Here is a 22,781-nt window from a genome sequence, read left to right as displayed (position 1 = left end):
GGAGCAACGGGGGGCCGTCTCCCGGCCTGCGGGGGCGTTTGGTCCAGTAGTGGACGCACCTTGTCGTGTTCGGCCGGCCGCGCCCTGATGGACCGGCGACGCACGCTGTCGCAGTTGCCGTTCGGGCCGCCTGCTACCACCGTGGAGAAATGGAGTCCTGCTGCTCGCAGGCGGAGCGCCCTCGGCCTCCGGTGGGTCGGACCGAACCGATGCCGCCGCCGGCGCGCCCGCTGATCGGCAGCCACCGGACCCCTAAGACTCGGCCTGGGACAGGCGGGCCGCGCGACGCGCGTACACCTCCGGGAGCCTGGTGCTTCCCTGTCCTGCCGGCTCCAGCGCAAGGGAGCAGTACATGACCGAGGCCCTTCCCGGAACGGACGGGTACAGCGCCGACGGACCGGCGGGCTTCCCCCGACGTCCGGTGGACGAACGCGGAGAGGCCGTCGCCGACCTGCGGCGCATCGGGATCGACCCGGACTACTGGTATCCCGTGGCCAGGTCGCGGGCTGTGCGCAGGGAACGGACCTTCGCCGCCGTCTTCGCCGGCCGGCGGATCGCGCTGTACCGCGGCCGGAGCGGAAGCGTCTACGCCTTGGAGGACCGGTGCGCGCACCGTCAGGTGCCGCTGAGCCTCGGAGTTGTCGAGGGGGACGCCTTGCGCTGCTGCTACCACGCCTGGTCCTACCGCGGAAACGGCCGCATCTCGCAGATCCCGTACCTGCCCAAGGGGTGCGAGCGGCCGCCGCGCGGTGTGCGGTCGTATCCGGTCCGCGAGGCGTTCGGCCTGGTGTTCGTCTTCCCCGGCGACCCCGAGAAGGCCGAGTCGGCGCCGTTCCCGGTGCTGCCGGCGTTCGGCGCGGCCACGCACCGGACCATGACCTTCTCGCGCACCGTGCGCTGCCACTACTCGTTCATGCACGAGAACTTGCTCGACATGAACCACCAGTTCCTGCACCGCAGCGTGCTGGGCAGAATTCAGCCCGAACTGCTGGGGTACGAGACCGGCCCGCAGTTCGTAGAGGCCCGCTACCTCTTCGTCCCCGCCGGGGGCAAGAAGGACCGCGGCGCCGGACTGCTGTCCGCCGAGGGGCTCGGTGGACAGCAGACACCCGACGAGATCACCATCCGCACCCAGTACCCGTACCAAACCCTGCAAGCCGTCCCCGACGGCGCCGAACTCCCGTCGTTCTCCCTCTGGGCGGCCTACGTGCCGGAGGACGCCGAACAGCGCGTCAACCACGCCTACGGCCTGCTGATGATCGCGAAGCCGTCGGTGCCCGGGGTGCTCCACCTGGCATGGCCGCTCATCCGCCGCTTCACTGAACGGGTGTTCGCCCAGGACCGGATGGCGGTCGAGGCCGAGCAGCGAGCCTGGGACGAACAGGGCGAGGACCAGAACCACGAAGTGTTCCCACTGATCCTGGACGTGCGACACGTGCTGCGGACGAACGGCGTGCCGCTCGACGCCGAGTCCGTCGGCGAGGCCGGGCAGCAGGGTGCTTCGTCGGATGCCGACGACCACGAGAAGGATCCTGGGCACACGAACTGACCGGCACGGGAAGGGTGTTGGCGGTCAGGAAGGAAGCGCCGTGCTGCGGGTCTCCGGGGCGAGGCGTACCAGGAGCATGCCGATGACGAAGACGGTCGCGGTCAGGGTGAGGGGGAGGGTGAGCGAGCCGGTGGCGTGGATGCCGTAGCCGATGAGGAAGGTGCCGCCCGCGGCGACCCAGCGGGAGAAGGTGGTCGTGAAGGCGAAAGCGGTCGCCCTCATCCGCGTCGGGTACTGCTCCGGCAGCCAGATGGTGAAGACCGCGAAACTGGCCCCGCCCAGGCCGAGTACCGGCAGGAAGGTGAAGAGCAGGGCGATCGAGTGGTGGGGATAGGCCCAACCGTAGGCTCCCACGATTCCGACGATCATCAGCGCGAAGAGTGAGGCGAGTGCGCCGCGCCGCCCCATGCGCGCCGCGATGCGCGGCACTGCAAAGCAGCCCAGGATCGTGAAGGCGGCCACCGTCATGGACGAGAGGCTGGCCAGGCGCACGGTGGCCGCATGGCTGTAACCGGCCTCCTCCGACAGACCGGTCATGGCTGTGGGCACGTAGGTCGAGCCCGCCCACAGGCCCATGACACACACCACCAGGAGCAGCAGATTGCCCACGGTGCGGGCACGGTAGGGCGGCGAGAGAACCTCGACGACGGGCTGCCAGAAGGACCGCGCCTGCTGGCTGGACGTGTCCTCCTGCCAGCGCTCCGGCTCGGGAGTGGTGCGCCGGATGAGGAAGACGGCCAGGGCAGGGAGGCCGCCCACGAAGAACATGCCCCGCCAGCCGAGTTCAGGTCCCGCGAGCAGATAGATGACGGAGATGGCGAGGACGCCGAAGTAGGCGGCGGAGTGCATCAGACCGCCGAATCGCGCGCGCACCCGCTCGGGGATCACTTCGGAGAGCAGCGTGCCGGCCATGGCCCATTCGCCGCCGACACCGACGGCTGCCAGAAAGCGATACGTATTCCATTCCCACAGGTGGGTGGCGGTGCCGGCCAGGGCGGTGAAGACCCCGTACATGAGGATGGAGGCCATCATGGCGGGCTTGCGGCCGAAGCGGTCGGCGATGGGCCCCCAGATGAAGGCACATCCCCAGCCGAGCAGGAACACGGCGGCGCTGACCTGTCCGTGCCAGCCGATGTTGTCGGGTGTGACGGGGACGCCGCTGGCGGGGAGCAGCGCGGTCAGGGCCGGGGCCAGCACGAGGCCGGGGATGGTCCAGCTGAAGCCGTCCATGGCCCAACCGCCGAACGAGCCCCAGAACGCGTGCCGTTGGGGACCGGTCAGCCGTGTGGGGGTGGGGGTGCCGGTGCTTGCGGTGGACTGCTCATTGATCGTCACGGGTACCTCGATTCGGCTCAGGAGGTGACGACATGGGGGGATGCCGACAGAGCGGAGCGGGCAATTGCTCGGGGCCAGGTGTCGGCGTGCCTCTCGGAAGTCAAATTGGATGGACCACTGGGCCTCTAGGCCTGCGCTAGAGTGTCGACAGGGTCTGATGTGCTGTCAAGGGTGAGCGGCAGTACGAGTGTTGGGGGAAGGGACGGGTAATCCGTTGTCCGAGTCACTGCGTCCGGTTCCCCGGCCTCGTCTGTACGAGCAAGTCGTCGAGCGGCTCCGCGAATACGTACACGTGGAAAGTCTCCAGGCGGGCGACCGGCTGCCCCCTGAACGCGACCTGGCCGAACGCCTCGCGGTGAGCCGGACCTCGGTGCGGCAGGCCATCGTGGCCCTGGAAGTGCAGGGCCTCGTCGAAGTGCGCCACGGCGGTGGCACGTTCCTGCTCCGCGACCGCCTCGACACCGAACCACTTCAAGCCATGGTGGAACGACGCCGTCGACTCCCCGACGTCCTGGACGCCCGGGACGCGCTGGAGACCAAACTCGCAGCCCTCGCAGCCGAACGCCGCACGGACGAGGACCTGAAGGAGATCGACGCCGCACTCGAGGCCATGGCCGGAGCCGTCCGGCGCGGGGAGCTGTGCGTGACCGAGGACCAGCGCTTCCACGCCGCCGTCACCGCGGCGGCGCACAGCCCGCTTCTCGCTGAGTTCATGGCGGAGATAGCCCAGCCGATCGCGGAGAGCCGCAACGAGTCACTGCGCCAGCCCGGCCGCCCTGCCCAGTCACTCGTACAGCATCAACTCGTCGCTGAAGCCGTGCGGGCCGGCTCGTCCGAAGACGCGGCCCGGGCCATGCACACCCACGTCGACAGCGTCGGCAAGGTCAAACTCCTCGACTGGCGGCCCGAGGGGGAGTGACCGCTCCTCCAGCCGCTCCCCTTCAGGTCGCTACGCCGAGTCCGCCTCCATGAGAAGCGCCGTGACCGTCGTGACGCCGGGCGCGGCCGTGAGCAGTGTGCCGAGGGTGGTCTGTTCGGAGCGCTCGCCGACGGCTTCGCTGCCGACGAGCAGGACCCGCCACGGCACTTGGGCGCCCTCGCCCTCGGTCTCGACCGTGATGACGTCGCCCTCCCGCCGCGTGCGGAAGGTGGCTGTCGTGGAACCATCCGCGGCAGGGATCCGAGTGAGTGTCATCGTGCCGTCCGACGGGGCGTGGACACGCAGCGTCACCCCGTGCGCCCAGTCGTACACCGCGCTGTCGTCACTCTCCCCGAACGGGATCACCGAGCCGGGGCGGGCCAGCAACGGCAGGCTGTCGAACCCGTACCGCTCGCGTCGCCAGCCCGGCCCCCGGACCCGCTCGCCCGACAGCAGATGGGTCCACGTCCCGTCAGGCACGTAGTACTCGACAGTCCCGTCCGCCGAGAACACCGGGGCGACGAGCAGGTCCTCGCCGAGCATGTACTGCCGGTCGAGGGCGTGGCACGCCGGGTCCTCGGGGAACTCCAGCAGCATGGCGCGCATCACCGGCGTGCCCCGCTCCCGCGCCTGCTGGGCCGCGCGGAAGAGATACGGCATGAGGCGGTGCTTGAGCCGCGTGAAGTCGCGGGTGACCGTCACGGCCTCCTCGTCGAAGTCCCACGGCACGCGGTACGACCTGCTGCCGTGCAGCCTGCTGTGCGAGGACAGCAGGCCGAACTGCACCCACCGCTTGAAGACTTCGGACGTCGGCGTGCCCTCGAAGCCGCCGATGTCGTGGCTCCAGAAGCCGAAGCCGGACAGGCCGAGCGAAAGCCCGCCGCGCAGCGATTCGGCCATCGCCCCGAAGTGGGACTCGCAGTCGCCGCCCCAGTGGACCGGGAACTGCTGCCCGCCCGTGGTCGCCGACCGCGCGAAGAGGACAGCCTCGTCGGTGCCCCGCGCCTCGCTCAGCACTTCGAAGACGGTTTCGTTGTAGAGCTGGGTGTAGTAGTTGTGCATGCGCTCCGGGTCGGAACCGTCGTGCCACACCACGTCCGTCGGAATGCGCTCGCCGAAGTCGGTCTTGAAGCAGTCCACGCCCTGCGCGACAAGACCGCGCAACTTGCCCGTGTACCACTCCCGCGCCTCAGGGTTGGTGAAGTCGACCAGCGCCATGCCCGCCTGCCACAAGTCCCATTGCCACACATCGCCGTCGGCCCTGCGCACCAAGTAGCCATGGCGCATGGCTTCGGTGAAGAGCGGGGACTTCTGGCCGATGTACGGGTTGATCCACAACGAGATGCGCAGCCCCTGGTCGTCCTTGAGGCGGCGCAGCATTCCCTCCGGGTCCGGGAAGACGTCGGGGTCCCAGGTGAAGTCGCACCACTGGTACTCGCGCATCCAGAAGCAGTCGAAATGGAAGACGCCGAGCGGGATGCCGCGCTCCGACATGCCGCGGACGAACCGGTTGACCGTCTCCTCGTCGTAGGAGGTGGTGAAGGAGGTGGACAGCCACAGCCCGAACGACCAGGCGGGCGGCAGCGCCGGGCGGCCGGTGAGGGCGGTGTAGCGGTCCAGGATGTCCTTGGGCGTGGGGCCGTGGATGACGTAGTACTCCAGCGACTGGTCCTCGACGCTGAACTGCACCTGCCCCACTGCCTCGGACCCGATCTCGTACGAGACGTGGCCGGGGTGGTTGACGAAGATGCCGTAGCCCCGGTTGGTGAGATGGAAGGGGATGTTCTTGTACGCCTGCTCACTGGCCGTGCCGCCGTCGGCCTGCCAGATGTCCACGGTCTGGCCGTTCCTGGTGAACGGGGTGAAGCGCTCGCCGAGCCCGTAGACCAATTCGCCGACACCCAGGGACAGTTGGGCCAGCGAGTGGTGGCGGCCGTCGCCGGTGAGGGCGAAGCCGGTGCCGCGGGACCCGGCGGAGGTGAGGACGCGGCCCTCGGCGGTGAAGTCCAGGCGCCAGGGTGCGGAGGTGTCCACCCGCAGGGACAGCTCCCCGCTGGTCAGCTCCAGCAGGGACCCGTCCCGGGTGATCTTCGCTGTGTGGTCGGGGTCGGTGCGCAGGGCGAAGTCGGGACCGTGTGCGGCCGCGCCCGCGTGGTGGGTGGAGCGGACGCCGATCACGCCCTCGGCGGGCGACCAGCATTCGACGGTCAGGAGCGGGCTGTTGAGGGTGTGGCCCCGTTGCTCCACATGCCGCACCGGGGCGTACAGCGTGAGCCGGCCCTCGTCGACGCGCGCCTCGGCGACCTCGGTGGCGTACGACGCCCGGACGCCCTCGCGCATCAGCCAGTAGCCGTCGGTGAACTTCATCGGTGGTCCTTGTCGGCGGTGGTGGTTCGCGCGCGGTGGGTGGCGATCAGGTCCCGGAACCAGCGGTAGCTGTCCTTGGGGATGCGCTCCTGGGTGTCGTAGTCGACCCGGACGATGCCGAACCGCTGGCCGTAGCCGCGGGCCCACTCGAAGTTGTCGAGCAGCGACCACACGTAGTAGCCGCGTACGTCGACGCCGGCGCGAATGGCGGCGGAGAGGGCTTCCAGGTGGCTACGGAGGTACTCGATCCGGTCGGTGTCGTGGACCCGGCGGTCGTCCGTGACGGTGTCGGCCTCGGCCGAGCCGTTCTCGGTGATGACCAGCGGGGGCAGCTCGGGGTAGCGCTCGGTCAGGTCGACCAGCAGGTCCGTGAAGGTGTGTGGGACGACCGGCCAGCCCATGGTGGTGTGCCGTACGTCGTCGCGCCAGGTCTCGGTGACCCGGATGTCGACGGCCGTACGGGTCCCAGGGTCCGGGTCGCGGTGCGGGGCGTCGGCGATGGTGATCGGCCGGTAGTAGTTGATGCCGACGAAGTCGAGTGGGGCGGCGATGAGTTCGAGGTCGCCGTCGAGACGGTACGAAGTGTCGAGCCGGAACGAAGTGTCGAGACCGTAGGAACTGTCGAGTCGGCTCGAGGCGATGGCCGGCTCGCCCCAGGTCTCGACTTCGTGCTGCGGATGGCGCCCGGCGAACAGCGGGTCCAGCCACACCTCGTTGTGCAGGGTCTCGGCCCGGCGCACGGCGGCCAGGTCGGCCGGCGAACCGGGGGTGGCGGCGAGCAGCCGGTCCGGGTTGAGCGTGATTCCGACCTCCTGGGCGCCGGCCTCGCGCAGGGCGCGGACGGCGAGGCCGTGGCCGACGAGGAGGTGGTGGGCGGCGGCCAGCGCGCCACGGCCCTCCCGTGCGCCGGGGGCGTGGGCGCCCGCGCCGTAGCCGACGAAGGCGCTGCAGAACGGCTCGTTGAGGGTGATCCAGCGGCCCACCCGGTCGCCGAGCCGCTCCACGACAAGGCCGGCGTAGTCCGCGAAGCGCTCCGCTGTTTCCCGTACCCGCCAGCCGCCACGGTCTTCCAGCGCCTGGGGGAGGTCCCAGTGGTAGAGGGTGGTGGCGGGGGAGATCCCGGAGGCCAGCAACTCGTCGGCCAGCCGGTCGTAGAAGTCCAGTCCGGCCGCGTTGGCCGGTCCTGTGCCGTCGGGCTGGATGCGCGGCCAGGCGACGGAGAAGCGGTAGCTGTCGACGCCGAGGCCGCGCAGCAGAGCCACGTCCTCGCGGTAGCGGTGGTAGTGGTCGCAGGCGATGTCGCCGGTGGCGCCGCCGGCCACGCGTCCGGGCTCGCGGCAGAAGGTGTCCCAGATGGACGGCCCTCTGCCGCCCTCCCTGTACGCCCCCTCGATCTGGTAGCTCGCCGTGGCGGCGCCGAAGAAGAAGCCGTCGGGGAATTCCGGGAATGCGGGGGTACTCATGCGGCTGAAGCCCTTATCGCTGTGGGGTGCCATTACTTGATGGACCCGCCGGTGATCCCGGCGGAGATGTACTTCTGGGCTACGACCAGCAGGATCGCCGCGGGCACCGCGGACAGCACCGCGGTGGCCATGACCGCGCCCCAGTCGCTGACATGCGCGCCGACGAACTGGTAGATGCCCAGCGTGATCGGCTTGACGTCGTCGGTGGTGTTGAGGGTCAGCGCGAACATGAAGTCCGACCAGGCGAACAGGAAGGTGAAGAGCCCGGCAGTGATGAGGGCGTTGCGGCTCATCGGCAGCACGATGCGGACGAACGCGGTGAAGCGGTTGGCGCCGTCGACCATCGCCGCCTCGACGACCTCATTCGGTATGGACACCATGAAGGCCCGCAGCAGCACGATCGCGAACGGCAGGCCGAGCGAGGCGTCGGCGAGGATCAGCCCCAGGTAGGAGTTGACCAGGCCCAGCTCCGCGTACGCGCTGTAGAGGGCGTTGGCGATGACGATGCCCGGCACCATCTGCGTGATCAGCGTGGTGAACACGATGCCTTGGCCGCCGCGCAGCCCGAACTGGGCGAGCCCGTACGCGGCGGGCGCGGCGAGCGAGAGGCATACGGCGACGGCGCCGAGGGCGACGACGAAGCTGGTCAGCAGCGAGGCGCCCTGACTGGAGAACGCCGTGTCGAAGTTCTCCAGGCCGGGCGAGGCCGGGAACCACTCGGTCGCGGCGACGCTCGACTCGGGCTGGAGCGCGGTGTTGAGCATCCAGTAGACCGGGAAGAGCAGGACGGCCAGGATCAGCAGCGCGGCGGTGGTGTTCCAGGCGGCCCGCAGGCGGCGACGGTTCGAGTTCGGGTTCACGGTCGGTCACTGCCCCTTTCCGAAGTCGGCGCGGTTGGCCCGCAGGTACAGCACGGCGAAGACCGCGCTGATGAGGATGAGAACGTTGCCCACGACGGCGCCCTGGCCGAAGTCGAGCTGGAGGAAGGACAGTTGGTACGTGACCGTGCCCAGGGTCTGTGTGGAGTCCGCAGGCCCGCCCGAGGTCAGCGCGAGGATCAGGTCGAGGATCTTCACCGTGGACATGAAGCCCAGAACCAGGACGACGGTGACCACCGGGCGGAGCAGCGGCAGGGTGATGCTGCGGAAGGTTCGCCAGGGGCTTGCCCCGTCCAGTGACGACGCCTCGTAGAGCTCGCGCGGGATCTCCTGGAGGCCGCCGTAGAGGATCACCATGTTGAACGGGATGCCGATCCAGATGTTGACCATGATCGCAGACAGCAGCGCCACGCCGGGGCTGCTCAGCCATGGCACGCCGCCCTCGGTCAGGCCGACGGCGTGCAGGGCGCTGTTGAGCATGCCGTGGTCCTGGTCGAGGATGCGCCGCCAGACGACGGCGGACACGACCATGGGCACCAGCCAGGGCAGCAGCAGGATCGCGCGCACGAAGCCGGAGAGCCGGAAGCGGCGGGAGAAGAAGACGGCGAGGGCCAGTCCGATGGTGAACTGGCCGAGCAGGGATCCGGCCGTGAAGAGCGCCGTGTGCCACAGGGAGCCGGCGAACAGTTCGTCGGTGAAGACGGCCCGCCAGTTGTCAAGGCCGGTGAACGGTGCCTCGCCGGTGAAGTACGTCTTGGGCGTGTAGTGCTGGAAGCTCATCACGATGTTGCGGACGAGCGGGTAGCCGAAGAAGAGGGCCATGTAGGCGAGCGCGGGGGCGACGAAGAGCCACCGGATCAGCCCGCGGCGGCGGGTACCGGAGCCGACTCTTGCGGGGGCGGCCGAGGAGCCGGAGGTCTTGGTGGCCGGAACGGTGGAGGCGAAGGTGCTCATGTCCGGTTCCTCACTTCCCCGTGGAGGCCTGTTGCTGGGCGCGGTGCAGGGCCTGTTCGGGACTGGTCCTGCCGGTCAGCACCGACTGGAAGGCGCCCGCGAGCGCGTCCCCGACCACCGGCCAGCGGGTGCCGACCTCGGCGGTCCGGGAGCGGGCGGTGGTGACCAGGTCGGCGAAGGCGGCGAGCTTGGGGTTCTGCTCGGCGTAGGCCCGCGCGGCGGCGGCCCGGGTGGGGACGTTGTTGACCGACTCGCCCCACTCCAGCTGATTCTTCCGGGAGTTGAGGCAGTTGAGGATCTTCCCCGCGTTCTTCTCGCGGGAACGGTCCTCGTTCTTCGGCACCGCCATCACGGTGCCGCCGATCGGTGGGATCGCGTCCTGTCCCGCCTCGGGCACCGGGATACGGGCGACCGCCCAGTCCACCTTCTTCTGGGCGTCGAGCACCGGCACCTGCCACGGCCCGTTGATCATCATGGCGGCGCGGCCGGCCACGAACTGGTCGTTGACGTCCTGCTGGTTCCAGTTGACGACGGACTTCGAGGCGGATCCGTCCGAGACCAGGTCCTTCCACAGCTGGAGTGCGGCCTCGCCCTTGCCGTTGTCGAGCTTCGCCTCGTCACCGCCGCCGGACCAGAAGAACGGCAGGAACTGGTACACCCCGTCGGCGTTCGGGCTCGCGCTGAAGGCCATTCCGTAGGTGGTGCCGCGAGTCATCTTCTTCGCGGCGGTCTTCAGCTCGGCCCAGGTGGTGGGTGGCGCGACCCCGGCCGCCTGGAGAAGTCTCGTGTTGTAGATCAGGGCCAGGGAGTTGACGGAGCGCGCGATGCCGTACTGGGTGCCGTCGTACGAGCCGAGGGAGGTGGCGCTGCCGGAGAACCCGGAGGTGTCGACGCCGACTTCCTTCAGCGGGCGCAGGCCCTCGGTCCCGGCGAACTGCGGCAGTTCGGACCCGTCGAGCTCCAGGATGTCGGTGAGCGACTTGGACGAGGCCATCCGGAGCGCCTTCGACGCGACCTGGTCCGCGGGCACGCTGATCTGCTCGACCTTCAGCCCGAGGGGCTTTGCGCAGCGGTCGAAGAACTTCTGGTTGGCGGTGTGCTCGGCGGTGTCCGTGGCCGAGTTGAGCACGGTGACGGTGTCGGCGGCCGGTGTGGCGGCGCACCCGGTGAGGCCCAGCGCGGCCGTGGCGATCGCCAGGCCTGCGGCTATGGCGGGTGGCAGTCTGCGCTCTGCGCGGGAGTGCACGAGCGGTTCTCCAATCGGGGCTGCGGCTCGGGGAGTTGATGGTCTTGCCGTGCGGTTCGGGGATGGTGCGCGGCAGTGCGTTGGGGTGCTCGCGAGCGGTTCTTTGTCCGTGGTTCGCGGCTCGCGGCCGTCGCATCGTCGAAACGACGCTCAGGCCTGTCTCTTCGGCGGCGTGATGGTGAGCCCGGGCGCCATCCGCGGCGCGATCAGGCGGTGAGGGGGGAGGCCGGGGGCCGGACGGGTCTGGGTCCCACGGCCGGGGGGCGCGGCGGCAATCGCCTTGACCGCGAGTTCGACGACTGCCAGGGACATCTCTGCGACGGGCAGTTCGATACGCGGCAGGAGCCGTCCGCCCAGGTCGTCGGGGAGGGTGCCGACGGGCACGACGGCGAGGTCCTCGGGGACCCGTAGGCCTGCCGCGGCCACTTCGGCAAGCAGGTGGGGGAGGCGGTGAAGGTGCTGGACGACCAGCGCGGTCGGGGCGGGCCGCGCGCCCAGCACGTCGCGCACTCGGCGCCGCAGCACGGCGGGGTCGCTGCTCGACGGGTGGACCCGGATGTCCGCGCCCGTCTCCTTCGCGGCACGCCGGGCGCCGTCGAGGCCGTGGACGGCGTAGCCGCGGCGGGCCGCGATCTCGTGGCCGGCCGAGGCGAGGAAGGCGATGTGCCGGTGGCCGGCCGCAGCGGTCTCGCGCAAGGCGAGGGCGACGGCGGCCTCCCAGTCGAGGTCGACCCAGGGCAGCGCCGAGTCGTCGTCGCCGCGGCCCAGCAGCGCGGTGGGGAAGCCCAGTTCGCGCATGGCGCCGATACGGGGGTCCTGCTCCTCCACCGCCATCAGGACCGCCGCGTCCGCCAGTCCGCTGCCGGCCACCCGGCGCAGCCCGCCGACCCCGTCCAGGTCGGTCATCAGCAGTAGGTCGTAGCCGTGGCTGCGGGCGGCATCGCTGATGTCGATGGCGAACCGGCCGTCCACCGCCCGGTATTCGCCAGGCACGCGGGGGACGGCCAGGGCGAGAACGTCGCTACGGGCGCTGCGCAGCGTGCGGGCGCTGGCCCGGGGGTGGTAGCCGAGCTCGGCGATGGCGGCCTGCACCGCGCGCCGGGTGTCCTCGGAGATCTTGCGGGAGCCGCTGAGGACATAGCTGACGGTGCTGGGCGCGACGCCCGCCCGTTCGGCGACGTCTTTGATCGTGGCCATTCCCGCTCCTTTGCGGTCCGGTCCTGGTCGTCCTGGCCGTTCTGGTTCCGGCCGCTCCCGCGGCGCTGTCCGCTGCGATCGTCGAATCGATTCGACTGACAGCGTGCGTGACTTTAGGAGGCCCTGGGGCGCGAGCACAATACCCCTGCGATAGATCGTTTGCGTTTATATACATGAATCAATGTGAGGCTTTGGCGCGCGAAGCGTGTTAATTGCCCGCTTTGATCGGCCAGTTGATCGAGTACATGAACAACTTTCACTGGTGAGAACTCTTGAGGGTCCCGAACGGCGGGTGATAGTTCTATGCCCCGACGATTTTTCCCTTCCCTGACACCCGAGTTGTGGGGCCGTCCTGCCTACCGGCGCGCCCCACGACGCGCATCCGTCATGCCTGGAGGCGACACCGTTGAGAACACCCATGTCCAGACGCACCTTCGCCCGACTCGCCGCAGCGCCCGCCGTCGGAGCGCTGGTCGGGCTGCAGCCCGGCATCGCGTCGGCTGCGCCTCGGTCGGCCGCGCACCCGGCGGGGTCACACACCGCCGGCCGCACTCAGGCCGAGCGAGCGATGCGCCGTGCGGCGGCCTTCATGGACGAGCACGTGTCCTACCGCGGCGCGTACGTCTGGAGCTACCTCCCCGATCTGTCCACCACCTGGGGGGAGATGGAGGCGAAGCGGACCATGTGCTGGGTCCAGCCGCCCGGCACGCCCAGCGTCGGCCACAGCCTCCTCGACGCGTACCACGCCACTGGTGACGAGACCATCTACCGCGCCGCCGAACGCACGGGCCTCGCCCTCGTCGAGGCCCAGCTCCCGATCGGAGGCTGGAACTACATCCACGACTTCGCGGGCGAGCGTTCCCTGCGCGACTGGTACGCGACCATCGGCGCCAACGGCTGGCGCCTGGAGGAGTTCCAGCACTACTACGGCAACGCCACCTTCGACGACGCCGGCACCTCCACGGCGGCGCAACTGATCCTGCGCCTCTACGTGGAGCGCAGGCACCCGAAGTTCAAGACGTCCCTGAATCGCGTCATCGACTTCATGCTCAGGGGACAGTTGAGCGGAGGCCCGGCCGACGGCGGCTGGCCGCAGCGCTTCCCCGCGTTCTCCGGAGCGGTGAGCGAGATGCCGTGGCCCGAAGAGCGGCCCTCCTGGCTGCCCTCGGACGTCCAGCACGGCATGCAGGACGGCGACTACACGGGCCACGTCACCTTCAACGACGACGTCCTCGGCGAGAACATCAAGTTCCTGCTCATGTGCATCTCGGCGCTGGGACGGCGTGACCTGACCCGGCCCGTGCTGCGCGCCATGGCCTGCCTGCACCGGCTGCAGCAGCCCGGACCCCAGGCCGGATGGGGCCTTCAGCACCTTTCGCACACGGTGGGCGGCCGGCCCGCCGGCGCTCCGGCCAGCGCCCGCTCGTACGAGCCACGGTCCCTGACCACACACACCACGCAGACCAACATCCGGCAGCTGTTCCACTACTTCAGACTCACCGGCGACCACGACTACCTGCGCCGTGTGCCCGAGGCCATCGCCTGGCTGGAGTCCTGCCCGCTCACCAGCGAGCAGAAGGAGGAGAACCCGCTCCTGAAGAACTCCACGCACCCGACCTTCGTGGAGCTGGACACCAACCGGCCGCGCTTCGTGCATCGCTTCGGCTCCAACATCCGCAACGGCGCCTACTACTACGACCACGACCACCGCAACACACTCAGCCACTACTCCGGTGGCCGCTCCGTCGACCTCCCCGGCCTCAAGTCCACGTACGACGAGCTGATGGCGCTGAGCCGCTCCGAAGTCGCCGATCTGCGCGACCGGTCACCGCTCACACCCGGCGGACTGCGGGAACTTCCGCGCTACTTCAGCGTGCGCGACCTCGACCTCACCGACCTGTTCCGAGGCGCCGACCCTGCCCTGCCCGAGGTGTCCGACGACCAGGCGAGCGCCCTCGTCGACGACCTCGGCACCAAGGACCACTGGATCACCCCCATCGGCACCACCACCAACCCGTACCTCGGCCCGGCACCGGCCACGCCGTACGAGGGCATGGCCTACATGAGCAAGCACGTGGGCGACCTGAACGACACCTCGCCGTACGACCCGGCCGCACCGCCCGCGGAGCCGCCGTACCAGCCGCACGACAGTGCCGAGGGCATCACGACGTCCGCCTACACGGGCAACATGGCCAAGCTCATCGCCTACGTCGCCGACTGAGCCCTCCACCGCCAAGGTCCCGGCCTCAGGGGGAGGCCAGGATCGGCTCACGGCTCCAGCGGAAGACGTGGACCAGGCGCGGTTCCACGATTCCGGCGGTCGGAATCTCGCCGTCGAACCACCGGTCCGCGCAGGTCCAGTGGAACGGGTGGCCCAGATACTCGCCGGTCAAGCCCTGGACGTCCGCGTACTCCTGCTCCCAGACATGGGTCCAGTGGGAGGCCGCGAGCGTCTGGTCCACCCTGCTCAGGGACCAGGAGCGGATGGTGGAGACGTGGGCGGGCATCGCCATGAGATCCGCTTCCAGTCGCTCGACGAGAGTGCTGGATGTGCCGGGGCGGACCGCCAGGAGCAGTGTTCGTTTCACGCGCGGGCCGCGCAGGGGGACGTACCGCCCGCGTACCTGCGCGAGAGCGACCGTGTCGAGAGGCTCCGGCAGACCGGCCTCCGCAGCGATGTCGGCGGGAGTCCGGTCCGCCGTCACGTCCCAGGTGGCGCCGGTGCCGCCGAAACTGCCCGGCAGATCGGCCGCCGCGGAGCCGCCCAGGACGCCGGGCCCCGCAATAGCCGTCTTGCTGTACGCCTCGGTGTTGTCGTCCGGGAGCAGAGCCACCCAGCGGGTCACGTCGCCGCCTCCTCGTGAACACGTGCGACCGGTTCCAGCACATGACGGTCGCGGTCGAGCGCGATCTCGTCCGTGTACGCCCAGAACGCCGCGACCCGAGGATCGGCGCCGGCCGCGGCACGCGCGGCGAAGAACGCGCCGCTGTCCGGCAGCGACCACAGGATCCGGACCGTCACGGTGTCCGGGCCGCTCCAGGCGCGCCAGAGACGCTCCTCGGTCATGCCCCGGCCCACGGCGCCCGGCAGGTACTCCACGTGCCAGCGTCGCAGCCACTCTTCGAGCGTGCCCGCGAGGTCGCGGAGGAATCCCTCCGAGGTGATCAGGCCGTCGGTGAATGGCGCCATCTCTTATCTTGCGTGGGTATCCCCGGCTTTAGCCGGGGTCGGTGGGAAACGCGTCTTGGGGCTGCTGTGACGGGTCATGTGTGCGTGGGTGTTCTGTCTGCGGAGGGGTTGTCAGTGGCCTCGGTTATGTTGCTGACAAGAGCTGAAGGGGGTGGGCTGGGTGATTCGTGCGTACAAGTTCGTCATGCGGCCCACGGTGCGGCAGGCTCAGGCGCTCGGTGAGATGTTGCGTGATCACTGCTCCCTTTACAACGGTGCGTTGCAGGAGCGCCGTGACGCTTACCGGCACGCCTCGAAGACGAGCATCAAGTACGGGCAGCAGTCCGTGCAGCTGAAGGACATCCGGGCGTTCGACCCGGAGCGTCAGGGCCGTTGGTCGTTCTCCAGTCAGCAGGCCACGCTCCGGCGGTTGGACAAGGCGTTCGCGGCGTTCTTCCGCCGGGTCAAGTCCGGTGAGAAGCCCGACTATCCGCGCTTTCGTGGGGTGAACTGGTTCGACACGGTGGAGTTCCCGAAGGACGGGGACGGCTGCCGGTGGGACTCCACGCCGCACGACCTGGTGACTCGTGTCCGCCTTCAAGGTGTCGGGCACGTCAAGGTGCACCAGCACCGGGCGGTGGCCGGCAGGGTCAAGACCGTCAGCGTCAAACGAGAGGGCCGGAAGTGGTTCGTCGTGCTGAGTGCCGAACAGGTCCAGCCCGAACCGCTGCCCGCGACGGGTTTGGTCGTCGGGATCGACCTGGGCATAGCCAGCTTCCTCGCCGATTCCAGCGGCGGATTCGTCCCCAACCCGCGCCACGGGGCGAAGAGCGCCGCGAAGCTCGAAGCCGCACAGCAGGCCCTGTCCGTGTGTGCGCCGCGACAAGCGGACAGCCAACCACCGGCGAGCGGTCGAGAAGGTTGCGAAGCTGCACCGCAAGGTCCGCCGCCAGCGCCTCGACCACGCACACAAAACCGCCCTTGACCTCGTGCGCGAACACGATTTCATCGCGCACGAAGACCTCAAGATCCGCAACATGGTCCGGCGTGCCGCACCGAAGCCCGACCCTGCCAAGTCGGGCGCCTTCCTGCCCAACGGGGCCGGCGCGAAAACGGGACTCAACCGCTCGATCGCCGATGCCGGATGGGGGGTGTTCCTGACGATCCTGGCCGCCAAGGCTGAAAGCGCCGGACGGGAAGTGATCGCCGTGGACCCCCGCAACACCTCCCGCCAGTGCCCCGAATGCGGGCACACCAGCGCGGAGAACCGGCCCACCCAAGAAAAGTTCCACTGCGTCTCGTGCGGCCACAGAGCGCACGCGGACACGGTGGGAGCCACCAACGTTCTACGGGCCGGGCTGGTCCGTCGCGAAGCCGCAGCGGCGTAGCGAGAAGCCCCCTCATTCATGAGGGGGCGGAGTCACCATTCCAAGTCGGAGCATGCCATGCCAGGGTTCCCTCACTTCAGCCCGTCACCACTATGCCTGTTAGAAGTGTTCCTATCAGGAATAGTGGGAGCATGGAAGGGAGGGAACAGGGAGCGGGTGCCGGCGCCCGCCTTGCCGCTGTTGGGGCTTGCGGCAGGGCAGGCCGGTGTCGCCCGGCGGTCAACTGTCCTTGCGGGCCCCGCTGGCCTTGATCCACGCGTGGGGGGCGTAGGCCACCTCTACCCTCGTCTCGGCACGGGGGTCTGCCTTCCATACGAGCAGCGCACCGGCGTCGATCGAGTACGAGAACTTGCCTTCCTTGCCGTCGACGAAGTGCAGCACCTCGCCTCGGTGCTCCGAGGCCTGCCCCTCTTTGCCAAGCACTACGAGATTTACGGACATAATTCGACGTTACGGCGGGAGCACCGATTTCGCCCGCCGGATGCAGGGCGGGGACTCCCCGGAGGGGTGCCGCGCGCGGGCTACCTGGCCAGTCGGGGCAGCAGCGAGGACGCGGCGACGATGCCGAGTGCGGCGGCCACTGCGAGTACCGCGTAGTCCAGAGGAAGATGCGCCGGTGTGCCCAGCAGCAGGCCGCGCAGCGCGTCGACTTGGTAGCTGAGCGGGTTGATCCGGCTGATCGCCTGCAGCCAGCCCGGCATGAGCGAGATGGGGTAGAGGGCGTTGGATGCGAAGAAGAGCGGCATGGTGATGGCCTGACCGATGCCCATCAGGCGGTCCCGGGTGAGGACGATGCCGGCGATGGTCATCGACAGACAGGCGAAGAACGCCGAGCCCAGCACCACCGCGACGGCAACGCCGAGCAGACGCAGTGGGTTCCAGGTCAGGGCGACGCCGAGGAGCGCCGCGATGACGATCACGACGACGGCCTGGATCAGTGCCTTGACTCCGGCGGCGAAGGCCTTGCCCGTGATGAGCGCCGCGCGCGGAGTGGGCGTGACCAGGAGCTTGGTCAGGATGCCGGCGTCCCGCTCCCAGATGATCATGATGCCGTAGAAAATGGCGATGAACATCGCGGACTGGGCGATGATGCCGGGCGCGAGATAGTCGATGTAGGGGATGCCGTGGGTCGGGATCGCCTTGATCCGGGTGAAGGTCTCGCCGAACACCAGCAGCCAGAGGGCGGGTTGGACGGCTCGGGTGTACAACTCCGAACGGTCGTGCCGGAGCTTCTGTAGTTCTACGGCGCACAGGGCGACCACCCGGGCGGGCGCCACGCGCCATCCGGTACGGGCCGTGGGCGGGGTCAGAAGCAGGTCGAACTCGGCCGGGTCAGCCGAGCCTTGACGCGGTGCGGCGGGTGCTGCGGACATCGCGGAAGTCACCACCTTCGCCACCGTCGCTGTCGAGCCCGCGGCCGGCGACGTCGCGGAAGACGTCCTCCAAGGTCGGCCAGGGCTCCTGGGATCCGGCGTTCCCGCGCTGCTCGTGCAGGTCGCGGCGGAGTCCGTCGGGGGTACCGAGAGCGTGCACGCGCCCGCGGTGCATGAGCGCGACCCGGTCGCAGTACTGGTCGGCCTCGTCCATGTAGTGGGTTGTGACCAGGACGGTCATGCCGGTGGCACCGCGGACCGCGTTGATGTGGTCCCACACGCTGGTCCGGGCGATCGGGTCGAGGCCGATGGTGGGTTCGTCGAGGATCAGCAGGCGCGGGGCGCTCACCAGCGCCTGGGCGAGTTCCAGCCGGCGCACCATGCCGCCCGAGTAGCTCTTGGCGAGCCGGTCCGCGGCGTCCGTGAGGTCGACCGCGGCGAGTGCCTGGGCCACCCGGCGGGCCCGTTCGCGCCGGGAGACGTCGAAGACACGGGCGAACAGCGTCACGTTCTCCCGCCCTGTCAGGCCGGAGTCGGCGGACAACTGTTGCGGCACGTACCCGAGGAGCCGGCGGACCGCCATCCGCTCGGTCGCCGCGTCGTGCCCGAACACGGATACGCGGCCGCGCGGCACCGGCAGAAGCGTGGTGATGCAGCGGATCGCGGTGGTCTTGCCGGCGCCGTTGGGTCCGAGCAGTCCGAAGACCTCGCCCGGCCCGACCGTGAGATCGAGGCCGTCCACGGCCCGGGTCTCACCGAACGCGTACTCCAGTCCGCGGCAGCAGACCGCGGGGTCCTCGCTCATGCCTGGGCACCTCCCGGTTCTCCCAGTACTCCCTGTACTGCGTGGGGCGTTTCACCTTCTGCGTGGATTGCTTCTGCGCGGATGGTTTCTGTGTGGACGGTGGGCGTGCGGACGGTGGGGGTGCGGTCCTCGTGCAGGTTGTCGGCGAGCTTGCGCAGGGCCGGCAGCGCGGCGGCGAGCGCGGCCCGGTCCGCCGGGTCGAGCGCCGCCAGTTGTTCCCGCATCAATGTGCCCCGCCGGACCTGCCAGTCGCGCAACCGGGCCGCGGCGGCCGGGGTCGCGTACAGCAGCGCCGATCTGCGGTCCGAGGGATCGGTCTCGCGGCGCAGAAAGCCGGCCTTGACCAGCTGGTTGACGAGCGTGGAAACGGAGTTCCCGGCGAGACGCAGCTCCCGGGCGGCGGCCGACACACCGATTCCCGGCCGGTCGACCACCAGGCGCAGCAGCTCTACCTGAGCGCCGCGAAACGGGGGCGCACTCAGGCCGCGCCGGAGCCTGCGCCGGGTCAGGCGTTGCACGGCGGCGAGTGCGTCGGCGAAGGAATCTGCCAGCTCGTCCGTGGCCATGACATAAGTTTAGCTCTGTGTACGAGCTATTCCCAGACCCCTACGGTGGGCGCACGGAGCCTTCCCCTTCTCCAGAAAGCTGAGGCCATGGCCATCGACGTGAACGCTCTCCGGGCCCACTTCCCCTCCCTGGACCACGGGTTTGCCTTCTTCGACGGTCCGGGCGGGACGCAGACCCCGCGCCCGGTCGCCGACGCCATAGTCGCGACGCTGACGGGCCCTCTGTCCAACCGGGGGGTTGTCAGCCGCTCCGAGCTCAACGCCGAGCGTGCCGTCACGGACTTTCGCGCCGCCCACGCGGACCTGCTCAATGTGCCCGCCGACGGTGTCGTCCACGGGCGCAGCGCGACCCAGCTGACGTATGACTTCTCCCGTCACCTGGCCAAGGGCTGGAACGCGGGCGACGAGATCGTCCTGAGCCGCCTGGACCACGACTCCAACGTCCGCCCCTGGGTGCAAGCGGCCGAGCGCGCCGGGGTGACGGTCCGCTGGATTGAGATCGACAGCGAGAGCATGGAGCTCGACCTCGATTCGTTCGAGCGGGCGCTGTCGCCCCGGACGCGCCTGGTCGCGGTCACGGCGGCCTCGAACGTGCTGGGCACCAAGCCGCCCCTGCGCCGCATCGCCGACCGGGCGCACGAGGTCGGCGCCCTGGTGTACGTGGACGGGGTGCACTACGCCGCCCACCACCTGGTCGACGTGCCCGCGCTGGGCGCGGACCTCTTCGTCTGCTCCCCGTACAAATTCCTCGGACCGCACTGCGGCGTGCTCGCCGCGGCGCCCGAGCTCCTCGACACCGTCCACCCCGACAAGCTCGCGCCTTCCCCCGACACCGTGCCGGAGCGCTTCGAGTTCGGCACCCTGCCGTACGAGATCCTGGCGGGAGCCACCGCAGCCGTGGACTTCCTCGCCGCGATCGACCCGGGCACGGGGGCCGCGCGCAGGGAGCGGCTCGCCCATTCGCTGGGCTCCCTGCACGAGCACGAGCGGGCGCTGCGTACGAGGCTCGAAGAGGGGCTGCGCGCTCTGGGCGACGCCGTCACCCTGCACTCGAAGGCGGCCGACCGCACCCCGACCCTCCTGATGACGATCGAAGGCCGTGACGCGCGCGAGGCCCAGGTCCATCTCGCCGCACGCGACGTCCTGGCCCCCGCTGGATCGTTCTACGCCTACGAGACCTTCACCGCCCTGAAGCTGGAGAACCCCGCCCTTCGAGTGGGCCTGGCGCCGTACAACTCCGCCGAAGACGTGGGCAGGTTCCTCGACGGGCTTGCGTCTTTCCTCTGACCTGCTTTTCCTGTGTGCGGCCGGCAGGGCCTCGATCAACCGATCATTGGCCGGGACCGAGGGCCTGCCCTGTCAGCCCTTGGGCCCCGCGGTCCGGGAGGGCTGCGCCTCCCCCCACTGGCCAGCCGACGGGCGCGGTAGTTCGCCATGTTGCGACGGTTGCCGCACACCTCGGCCGTGCAGTAGCGGCGTGGGCCCGCCTTGCTGGTGTCCACGAACATTCCGTCGCTTCCGGCCGCAGCGCGATGGCGGAACCGCTCACGGCTCAAAGTCCGTACGACGCCCAGCAGTCCGGTCCCCATGAGGACGGCGAGTTCGTCGACGAGGGAAGCCTCCGGCGAGGTGTCGCGACGTACCACTGCCACACTTCGCCGCGGAGGACGATCCCTACGACACCGCCCCGGCTCAGATGCGCTTTCCGGCCTGATGGTCACCGTCGAAGCACCGCCGCCGGCGCCGGGCCGGGCCGCCGCGGCCGGACTCCGAGCGGTCAGCGTTCCGGCTCGGAGGCCGTGAGCTGGAGGCCGTTCTCCCAGATCTTGTTGAGTGTCGTGACGAGCCGCTCGAAGGGAATGCGCTGGCCCAGCACGAACACCATGTAGGCCATGCGGCTCACCATCACGGACAGGGCGTGCGCCGTGACCAGCGGATCCAGGCTCGTGTCGGCTTCGCCGCTCTCCTGCAGCGTCTGGATCAGCCTGGCGTTGCGGCGCGCGAACGCGTTGCCGCGCTCGATGCGCAGCGCCATGAACTTCTCGTCGACCTGGGCCACTTGCTCGAACAGCGCCATCAGGCGCGCGTTCTTCTTGTACGCGCGCAGGTACTCACGGTTCGACGCGTCGATGAGCTGCCTGGTGTCGGTGATCCCGGTGCGCTCGCGCAGGTGCGGGTGGAGCATCTCCTCCTGCACCTGCTCGACGAGCGCCTGGAAGATCTCTTCCTTGCTGTTGAAGTACGTGTAGAAGGACCCGGAGGCGACATGCGCCGCCTTGGAGATGTCCGTGATCCGGGCGTCCAGATATCCGTCGCGTTCGAAGACCTCTCGGGCGGCGGTGATCAGCGCGTTACGTGTCCGGACACCGCGCGGGCTGCGTGGCGTGATCGGTTGTTTCTGGCCGCCGTCTGCGGCCGGGGCCTGGGCAGCCACTGGGGTCCATCCACTCTTGATCGATCACGTACATCACCGGTAGCGGCGGATATTATCAGCCGAGGGCGGAGAGGAACTCCAGCAGCGCGGCGTTCACATCCTCCGCTCGCTCCTGCTGGATCCAGTGCCCGGCGCCGTCGAGGACGATCTGTCCACGGAGGTCGGTGAGCATCCGGTCGAGGCGCGCGGGCATGAACTTCCCCACCGGGTCCTTCGACCCGGTGATGAAGAGTGACGGCTGATTGATGAGGCGGCCGTCCAGGTGCTCGGTCAGCGCCCAGTTGCGATCGAGGTTGCGGTAGTAGTTGAGGCCACCGGTGAAGCCGGTCTCCTCGAACGTCTTGACGTAGTAGGTGAGTTCCTCGTCGCCCATCCATCGCGGAGGCGGCAACTGCTCGTCGGCCTTGGCGGCCCACTTGGCGGAGTAGATCTCCCTCGTGACGAGGGTCCTGCGCACGTTCTGGCTCAGCGCCCGGTCGGCGACGCCCGGCTCCTGGAACCACACGATGTAGAAGTCGTCGCCGTTGCGTGAGCGCAGGATGGGCAGCGGTGGGGCCGGGGCGCGCGGCGTCGGCGGCACGCTCATCCCGGCCACCGCGCGTACCCGCTCGGGATGGAGCAACGCCATGTTCCACACCACGGAGGCGCCCCAGTCGTGCCCGATGAAGAAGGCGTCGTCCGCGCCGATGTCGTCGAGGAGCCCGGCCAGGTCGGCGCAGAGCGTCAGGATGTCGTAGGCGTCGACATCCTCGGGGCGTGCGCTGCCGCCGTACCCGCGCATGTCGGGAACCAGTACGCGGTACCCCGCCCCGGCGAGCGCGAAAACCTGATGCCTCCAGGAAAAGGCCAGCTCAGGAAAGCCGTGGCACAGGACCACGGGAGGCCTGTCCGGCCGTCCTTCGCCGTGTTCGAAGACGCGGAGGGTGATGCCGTTGGTCGTGACATCCCGCGCCGCGACGCGCTCCCAGTCGGTGACCGGCATGTGTGTCGTCATGTGCCCAGAACTCCTGTTGTTCGCATGCTGGCCGGCGCAAGGAACTCACGCCGGTAAGGGGCGTGTCGTAGGTGTTGAACTTGACGTTGGGTTCAAATATACATGAGGCGGGCCCCAGAGGCTCGAACCGCTGAAGGGGAGAGG

General features: G+C 69.3%; 19 protein-coding genes and 2 pseudogenes. 5 read left to right on the top strand and 16 right to left on the bottom strand.

The genetic code is table 11. The features are described 5' to 3' along the window. Window positions 1–352 precede the first annotated feature (352 nt). A complete protein-coding gene (locus OG698_RS02790) occupies window positions 353–1,549 on the top strand; it encodes a Rieske 2Fe-2S domain-containing protein (RefSeq protein ID WP_406101194.1) in 1,197 nt (398 codons plus the stop codon). Between the two features lie 24 nt (window positions 1,550–1,573). Here the strand turns inward: OG698_RS02790 and OG698_RS02785 are convergent, their stop codons facing one another. Further along, window positions 1,574–2,884, bottom strand: a complete 1,311-nt coding sequence (locus OG698_RS02785) for an MFS transporter (protein ID WP_406101193.1) — start codon at window positions 2,882–2,884, stop codon at window positions 1,574–1,576. A 214-nt stretch (window positions 2,885–3,098) separates the two neighbouring features. Here OG698_RS02785 and OG698_RS02780 point away from each other — a divergent pair, with 214 nt between their 5' ends. Then, window positions 3,099–3,803: a FadR/GntR family transcriptional regulator gene (locus OG698_RS02780; RefSeq protein WP_406101191.1), complete on the top strand. Its 705-nt coding sequence runs from the start codon at window positions 3,099–3,101 to the stop codon at window positions 3,801–3,803. 30 nt (window positions 3,804–3,833) lie between these two features. Here OG698_RS02780 and yicI read toward each other — a convergent pair whose 3' ends face one another. The 6 genes from yicI to OG698_RS02750 all read right to left on the bottom strand — a co-directional run bounded on the left by yicI (window position 3,834) and on the right by OG698_RS02750 (window position 11,908). Next, complete coding sequence (gene yicI / locus OG698_RS02775; protein ID WP_406101190.1) at window positions 3,834–6,170, bottom strand: alpha-xylosidase; 2,337 nt, start codon at window positions 6,168–6,170, stop codon at window positions 3,834–3,836. Next, complete coding sequence (locus tag OG698_RS02770) at window positions 6,167–7,633, bottom strand: beta-glucosidase (protein WP_406101189.1); 1,467 nt, start codon at window positions 7,631–7,633, stop codon at window positions 6,167–6,169. Before OG698_RS02770 ends, yicI begins: the two co-directional genes overlap by 4 nt. A 32-nt stretch (window positions 7,634–7,665) precedes the next feature. Continuing rightward, entirely contained in the window at window positions 7,666–8,493 is an 828-nt protein-coding gene (locus OG698_RS02765; RefSeq protein WP_406101187.1) for a carbohydrate ABC transporter permease, read from the bottom strand. Window positions 8,494–8,499: 6 nt separating this feature from the next. Next, window positions 8,500–9,465: a carbohydrate ABC transporter permease gene (locus OG698_RS02760; protein ID WP_406101186.1), complete on the bottom strand. Its 966-nt coding sequence runs from the start codon at window positions 9,463–9,465 to the stop codon at window positions 8,500–8,502. A gap of 10 nt (window positions 9,466–9,475) precedes the next feature. Continuing rightward, complete coding sequence (locus tag OG698_RS02755; RefSeq protein WP_406101185.1) at window positions 9,476–10,711, bottom strand: ABC transporter substrate-binding protein; 1,236 nt, start codon at window positions 10,709–10,711, stop codon at window positions 9,476–9,478. A 150-nt stretch (window positions 10,712–10,861) separates the two neighbouring features. Continuing rightward, the gene (locus OG698_RS02750) at window positions 10,862–11,908 is read right to left on the bottom strand and encodes a LacI family DNA-binding transcriptional regulator (RefSeq protein WP_406101184.1); all 1,047 of its coding nucleotides are present in this window, start codon (window positions 11,906–11,908) and stop codon (window positions 10,862–10,864) included. A 418-nt stretch (window positions 11,909–12,326) separates the two neighbouring features. Between OG698_RS02750 and OG698_RS02745 the strand changes: the two genes are divergently transcribed. Next, complete coding sequence (locus tag OG698_RS02745; protein WP_406101183.1) at window positions 12,327–14,129, top strand: pectate lyase; 1,803 nt, start codon at window positions 12,327–12,329, stop codon at window positions 14,127–14,129. Between the two features lie 25 nt (window positions 14,130–14,154). Here the strand turns inward: OG698_RS02745 and OG698_RS02740 are convergent, their stop codons facing one another. Then, window positions 14,155–14,754 carry a Dabb family protein gene (locus OG698_RS02740; protein ID WP_406101182.1) on the bottom strand — a complete coding sequence of 200 codons (600 nt, stop codon included), beginning with the start codon at window positions 14,752–14,754 and terminating at the stop codon, window positions 14,155–14,157. Further along, a complete protein-coding gene (locus OG698_RS02735; protein ID WP_406101181.1) occupies window positions 14,751–15,098 on the bottom strand; it encodes a hypothetical protein in 348 nt (115 codons plus the stop codon). The genes OG698_RS02740 and OG698_RS02735 overlap by 4 nt, the downstream gene beginning before the upstream one ends. Window positions 15,099–15,258: 160 nt before the next feature. Here OG698_RS02735 and OG698_RS02730 point away from each other — a divergent pair. Then, window positions 15,259–16,465: pseudogene (locus OG698_RS02730) on the top strand (RNA-guided endonuclease InsQ/TnpB family protein). A 219-nt stretch (window positions 16,466–16,684) separates the two neighbouring features. Here the strand turns inward: OG698_RS02730 and OG698_RS02725 are convergent. The 4 genes and pseudogenes from OG698_RS02725 to OG698_RS02710 all read right to left on the bottom strand — a co-directional run. Continuing rightward, complete coding sequence (locus tag OG698_RS02725) at window positions 16,685–16,906, bottom strand: hypothetical protein (RefSeq protein ID WP_406101180.1); 222 nt, start codon at window positions 16,904–16,906, stop codon at window positions 16,685–16,687. A gap of 80 nt (window positions 16,907–16,986) precedes the next feature. Next, window positions 16,987–17,838, bottom strand: a complete 852-nt coding sequence (locus OG698_RS02720) for an ABC transporter permease (protein ID WP_399976624.1) — start codon at window positions 17,836–17,838, stop codon at window positions 16,987–16,989. After that, window positions 17,798–18,643: an ABC transporter ATP-binding protein gene (locus tag OG698_RS02715; RefSeq protein ID WP_406101179.1), complete on the bottom strand. Its 846-nt coding sequence runs from the start codon at window positions 18,641–18,643 to the stop codon at window positions 17,798–17,800. Before OG698_RS02715 ends, OG698_RS02720 begins: the two co-directional genes overlap by 41 nt. Before the next feature lie 125 nt (window positions 18,644–18,768). Continuing rightward, window positions 18,769–19,209, bottom strand: a pseudogene (locus OG698_RS02710) (MarR family winged helix-turn-helix transcriptional regulator); the annotation flags it as partial. 87 nt (window positions 19,210–19,296) lie between these two features. Between OG698_RS02710 and OG698_RS02705 the strand changes: the two are divergent. After that, window positions 19,297–20,496 carry a cysteine desulfurase-like protein gene (locus OG698_RS02705; RefSeq protein ID WP_406101178.1) on the top strand — a complete coding sequence of 400 codons (1,200 nt, stop codon included), beginning with the start codon at window positions 19,297–19,299 and terminating at the stop codon, window positions 20,494–20,496. A 35-nt stretch (window positions 20,497–20,531) separates the two neighbouring features. Here the strand turns inward: OG698_RS02705 and OG698_RS02700 are convergent, their stop codons facing one another. From OG698_RS02700 to OG698_RS02690, 3 genes are all read right to left on the bottom strand, one after another. Next, window positions 20,532–20,798, bottom strand: a complete 267-nt coding sequence (locus OG698_RS02700) for a CGNR zinc finger domain-containing protein (protein ID WP_406110793.1) — start codon at window positions 20,796–20,798, stop codon at window positions 20,532–20,534. A 188-nt stretch (window positions 20,799–20,986) separates the two neighbouring features. Beyond that, the gene (locus tag OG698_RS02695; protein WP_406101177.1) at window positions 20,987–21,643 is read right to left on the bottom strand and encodes a TetR/AcrR family transcriptional regulator; all 657 of its coding nucleotides are present in this window, start codon (window positions 21,641–21,643) and stop codon (window positions 20,987–20,989) included. 55 nt (window positions 21,644–21,698) lie between these two features. Continuing rightward, window positions 21,699–22,637, bottom strand: coding sequence for an alpha/beta fold hydrolase (locus OG698_RS02690; RefSeq protein ID WP_406101176.1), 939 nt, complete (start codon window positions 22,635–22,637; stop codon window positions 21,699–21,701). Window positions 22,638–22,781: the final 144 nt, after the last annotated feature.

This window comes from Streptomyces sp. NBC_01003 (assembly GCF_045162695.1).
Taxonomy (GTDB): domain Bacteria; phylum Actinomycetota; class Actinomycetes; order Streptomycetales; family Streptomycetaceae; genus Streptomyces.
Note: the sequence above shows the minus strand (reverse complement) of the source record. Positions and strands in the feature narration are given on the sequence as shown.

Bases quoted from the DNA above. Each gene is read 5' to 3' on its own strand.
- OG698_RS02745 (WP_406101183.1), top strand. From the start codon at position 12,327: ATGTCCAGACGCACCTTCGCCCGACTCGCCGCAGCGCCCGCCGTCGGA.
- OG698_RS02725 (WP_406101180.1), bottom strand. From the start codon at position 16,906: ATGTCCGTAAATCTCGTAGTGCTTGGCAAAGAGGGGCAGGCCTCGGAG.
- OG698_RS02715 (WP_406101179.1), bottom strand. From the start codon at position 18,643: ATGAGCGAGGACCCCGCGGTCTGCTGCCGCGGACTGGAGTACGCGTTC.
- OG698_RS02690 (WP_406101176.1), bottom strand. From the start codon at position 22,637: ATGACGACACACATGCCGGTCACCGACTGGGAGCGCGTCGCGGCGCGG.
- OG698_RS02735 (WP_406101181.1), bottom strand. From the start codon at position 15,098: ATGGCGCCATTCACCGACGGCCTGATCACCTCGGAGGGATTCCTCCGC.
- OG698_RS02760 (WP_406101186.1), bottom strand. From the start codon at position 9,465: ATGAGCACCTTCGCCTCCACCGTTCCGGCCACCAAGACCTCCGGCTCC.
- yicI (WP_406101190.1), bottom strand. From the start codon at position 6,170: ATGAAGTTCACCGACGGCTACTGGCTGATGCGCGAGGGCGTCCGGGCG.
- OG698_RS02720 (WP_399976624.1), bottom strand. From the start codon at position 17,838: ATGTCCGCAGCACCCGCCGCACCGCGTCAAGGCTCGGCTGACCCGGCC.
- OG698_RS02700 (WP_406110793.1), bottom strand. From the start codon at position 20,798: ATGGGGACCGGACTGCTGGGCGTCGTACGGACTTTGAGCCGTGAGCGG.
- OG698_RS02705 (WP_406101178.1), top strand. From the start codon at position 19,297: ATGGCCATCGACGTGAACGCTCTCCGGGCCCACTTCCCCTCCCTGGAC.
- OG698_RS02770 (WP_406101189.1), bottom strand. From the start codon at position 7,633: ATGAGTACCCCCGCATTCCCGGAATTCCCCGACGGCTTCTTCTTCGGC.
- OG698_RS02750 (WP_406101184.1), bottom strand. From the start codon at position 11,908: ATGGCCACGATCAAAGACGTCGCCGAACGGGCGGGCGTCGCGCCCAGC.
- OG698_RS02790 (WP_406101194.1), top strand. From the start codon at position 353: ATGACCGAGGCCCTTCCCGGAACGGACGGGTACAGCGCCGACGGACCG.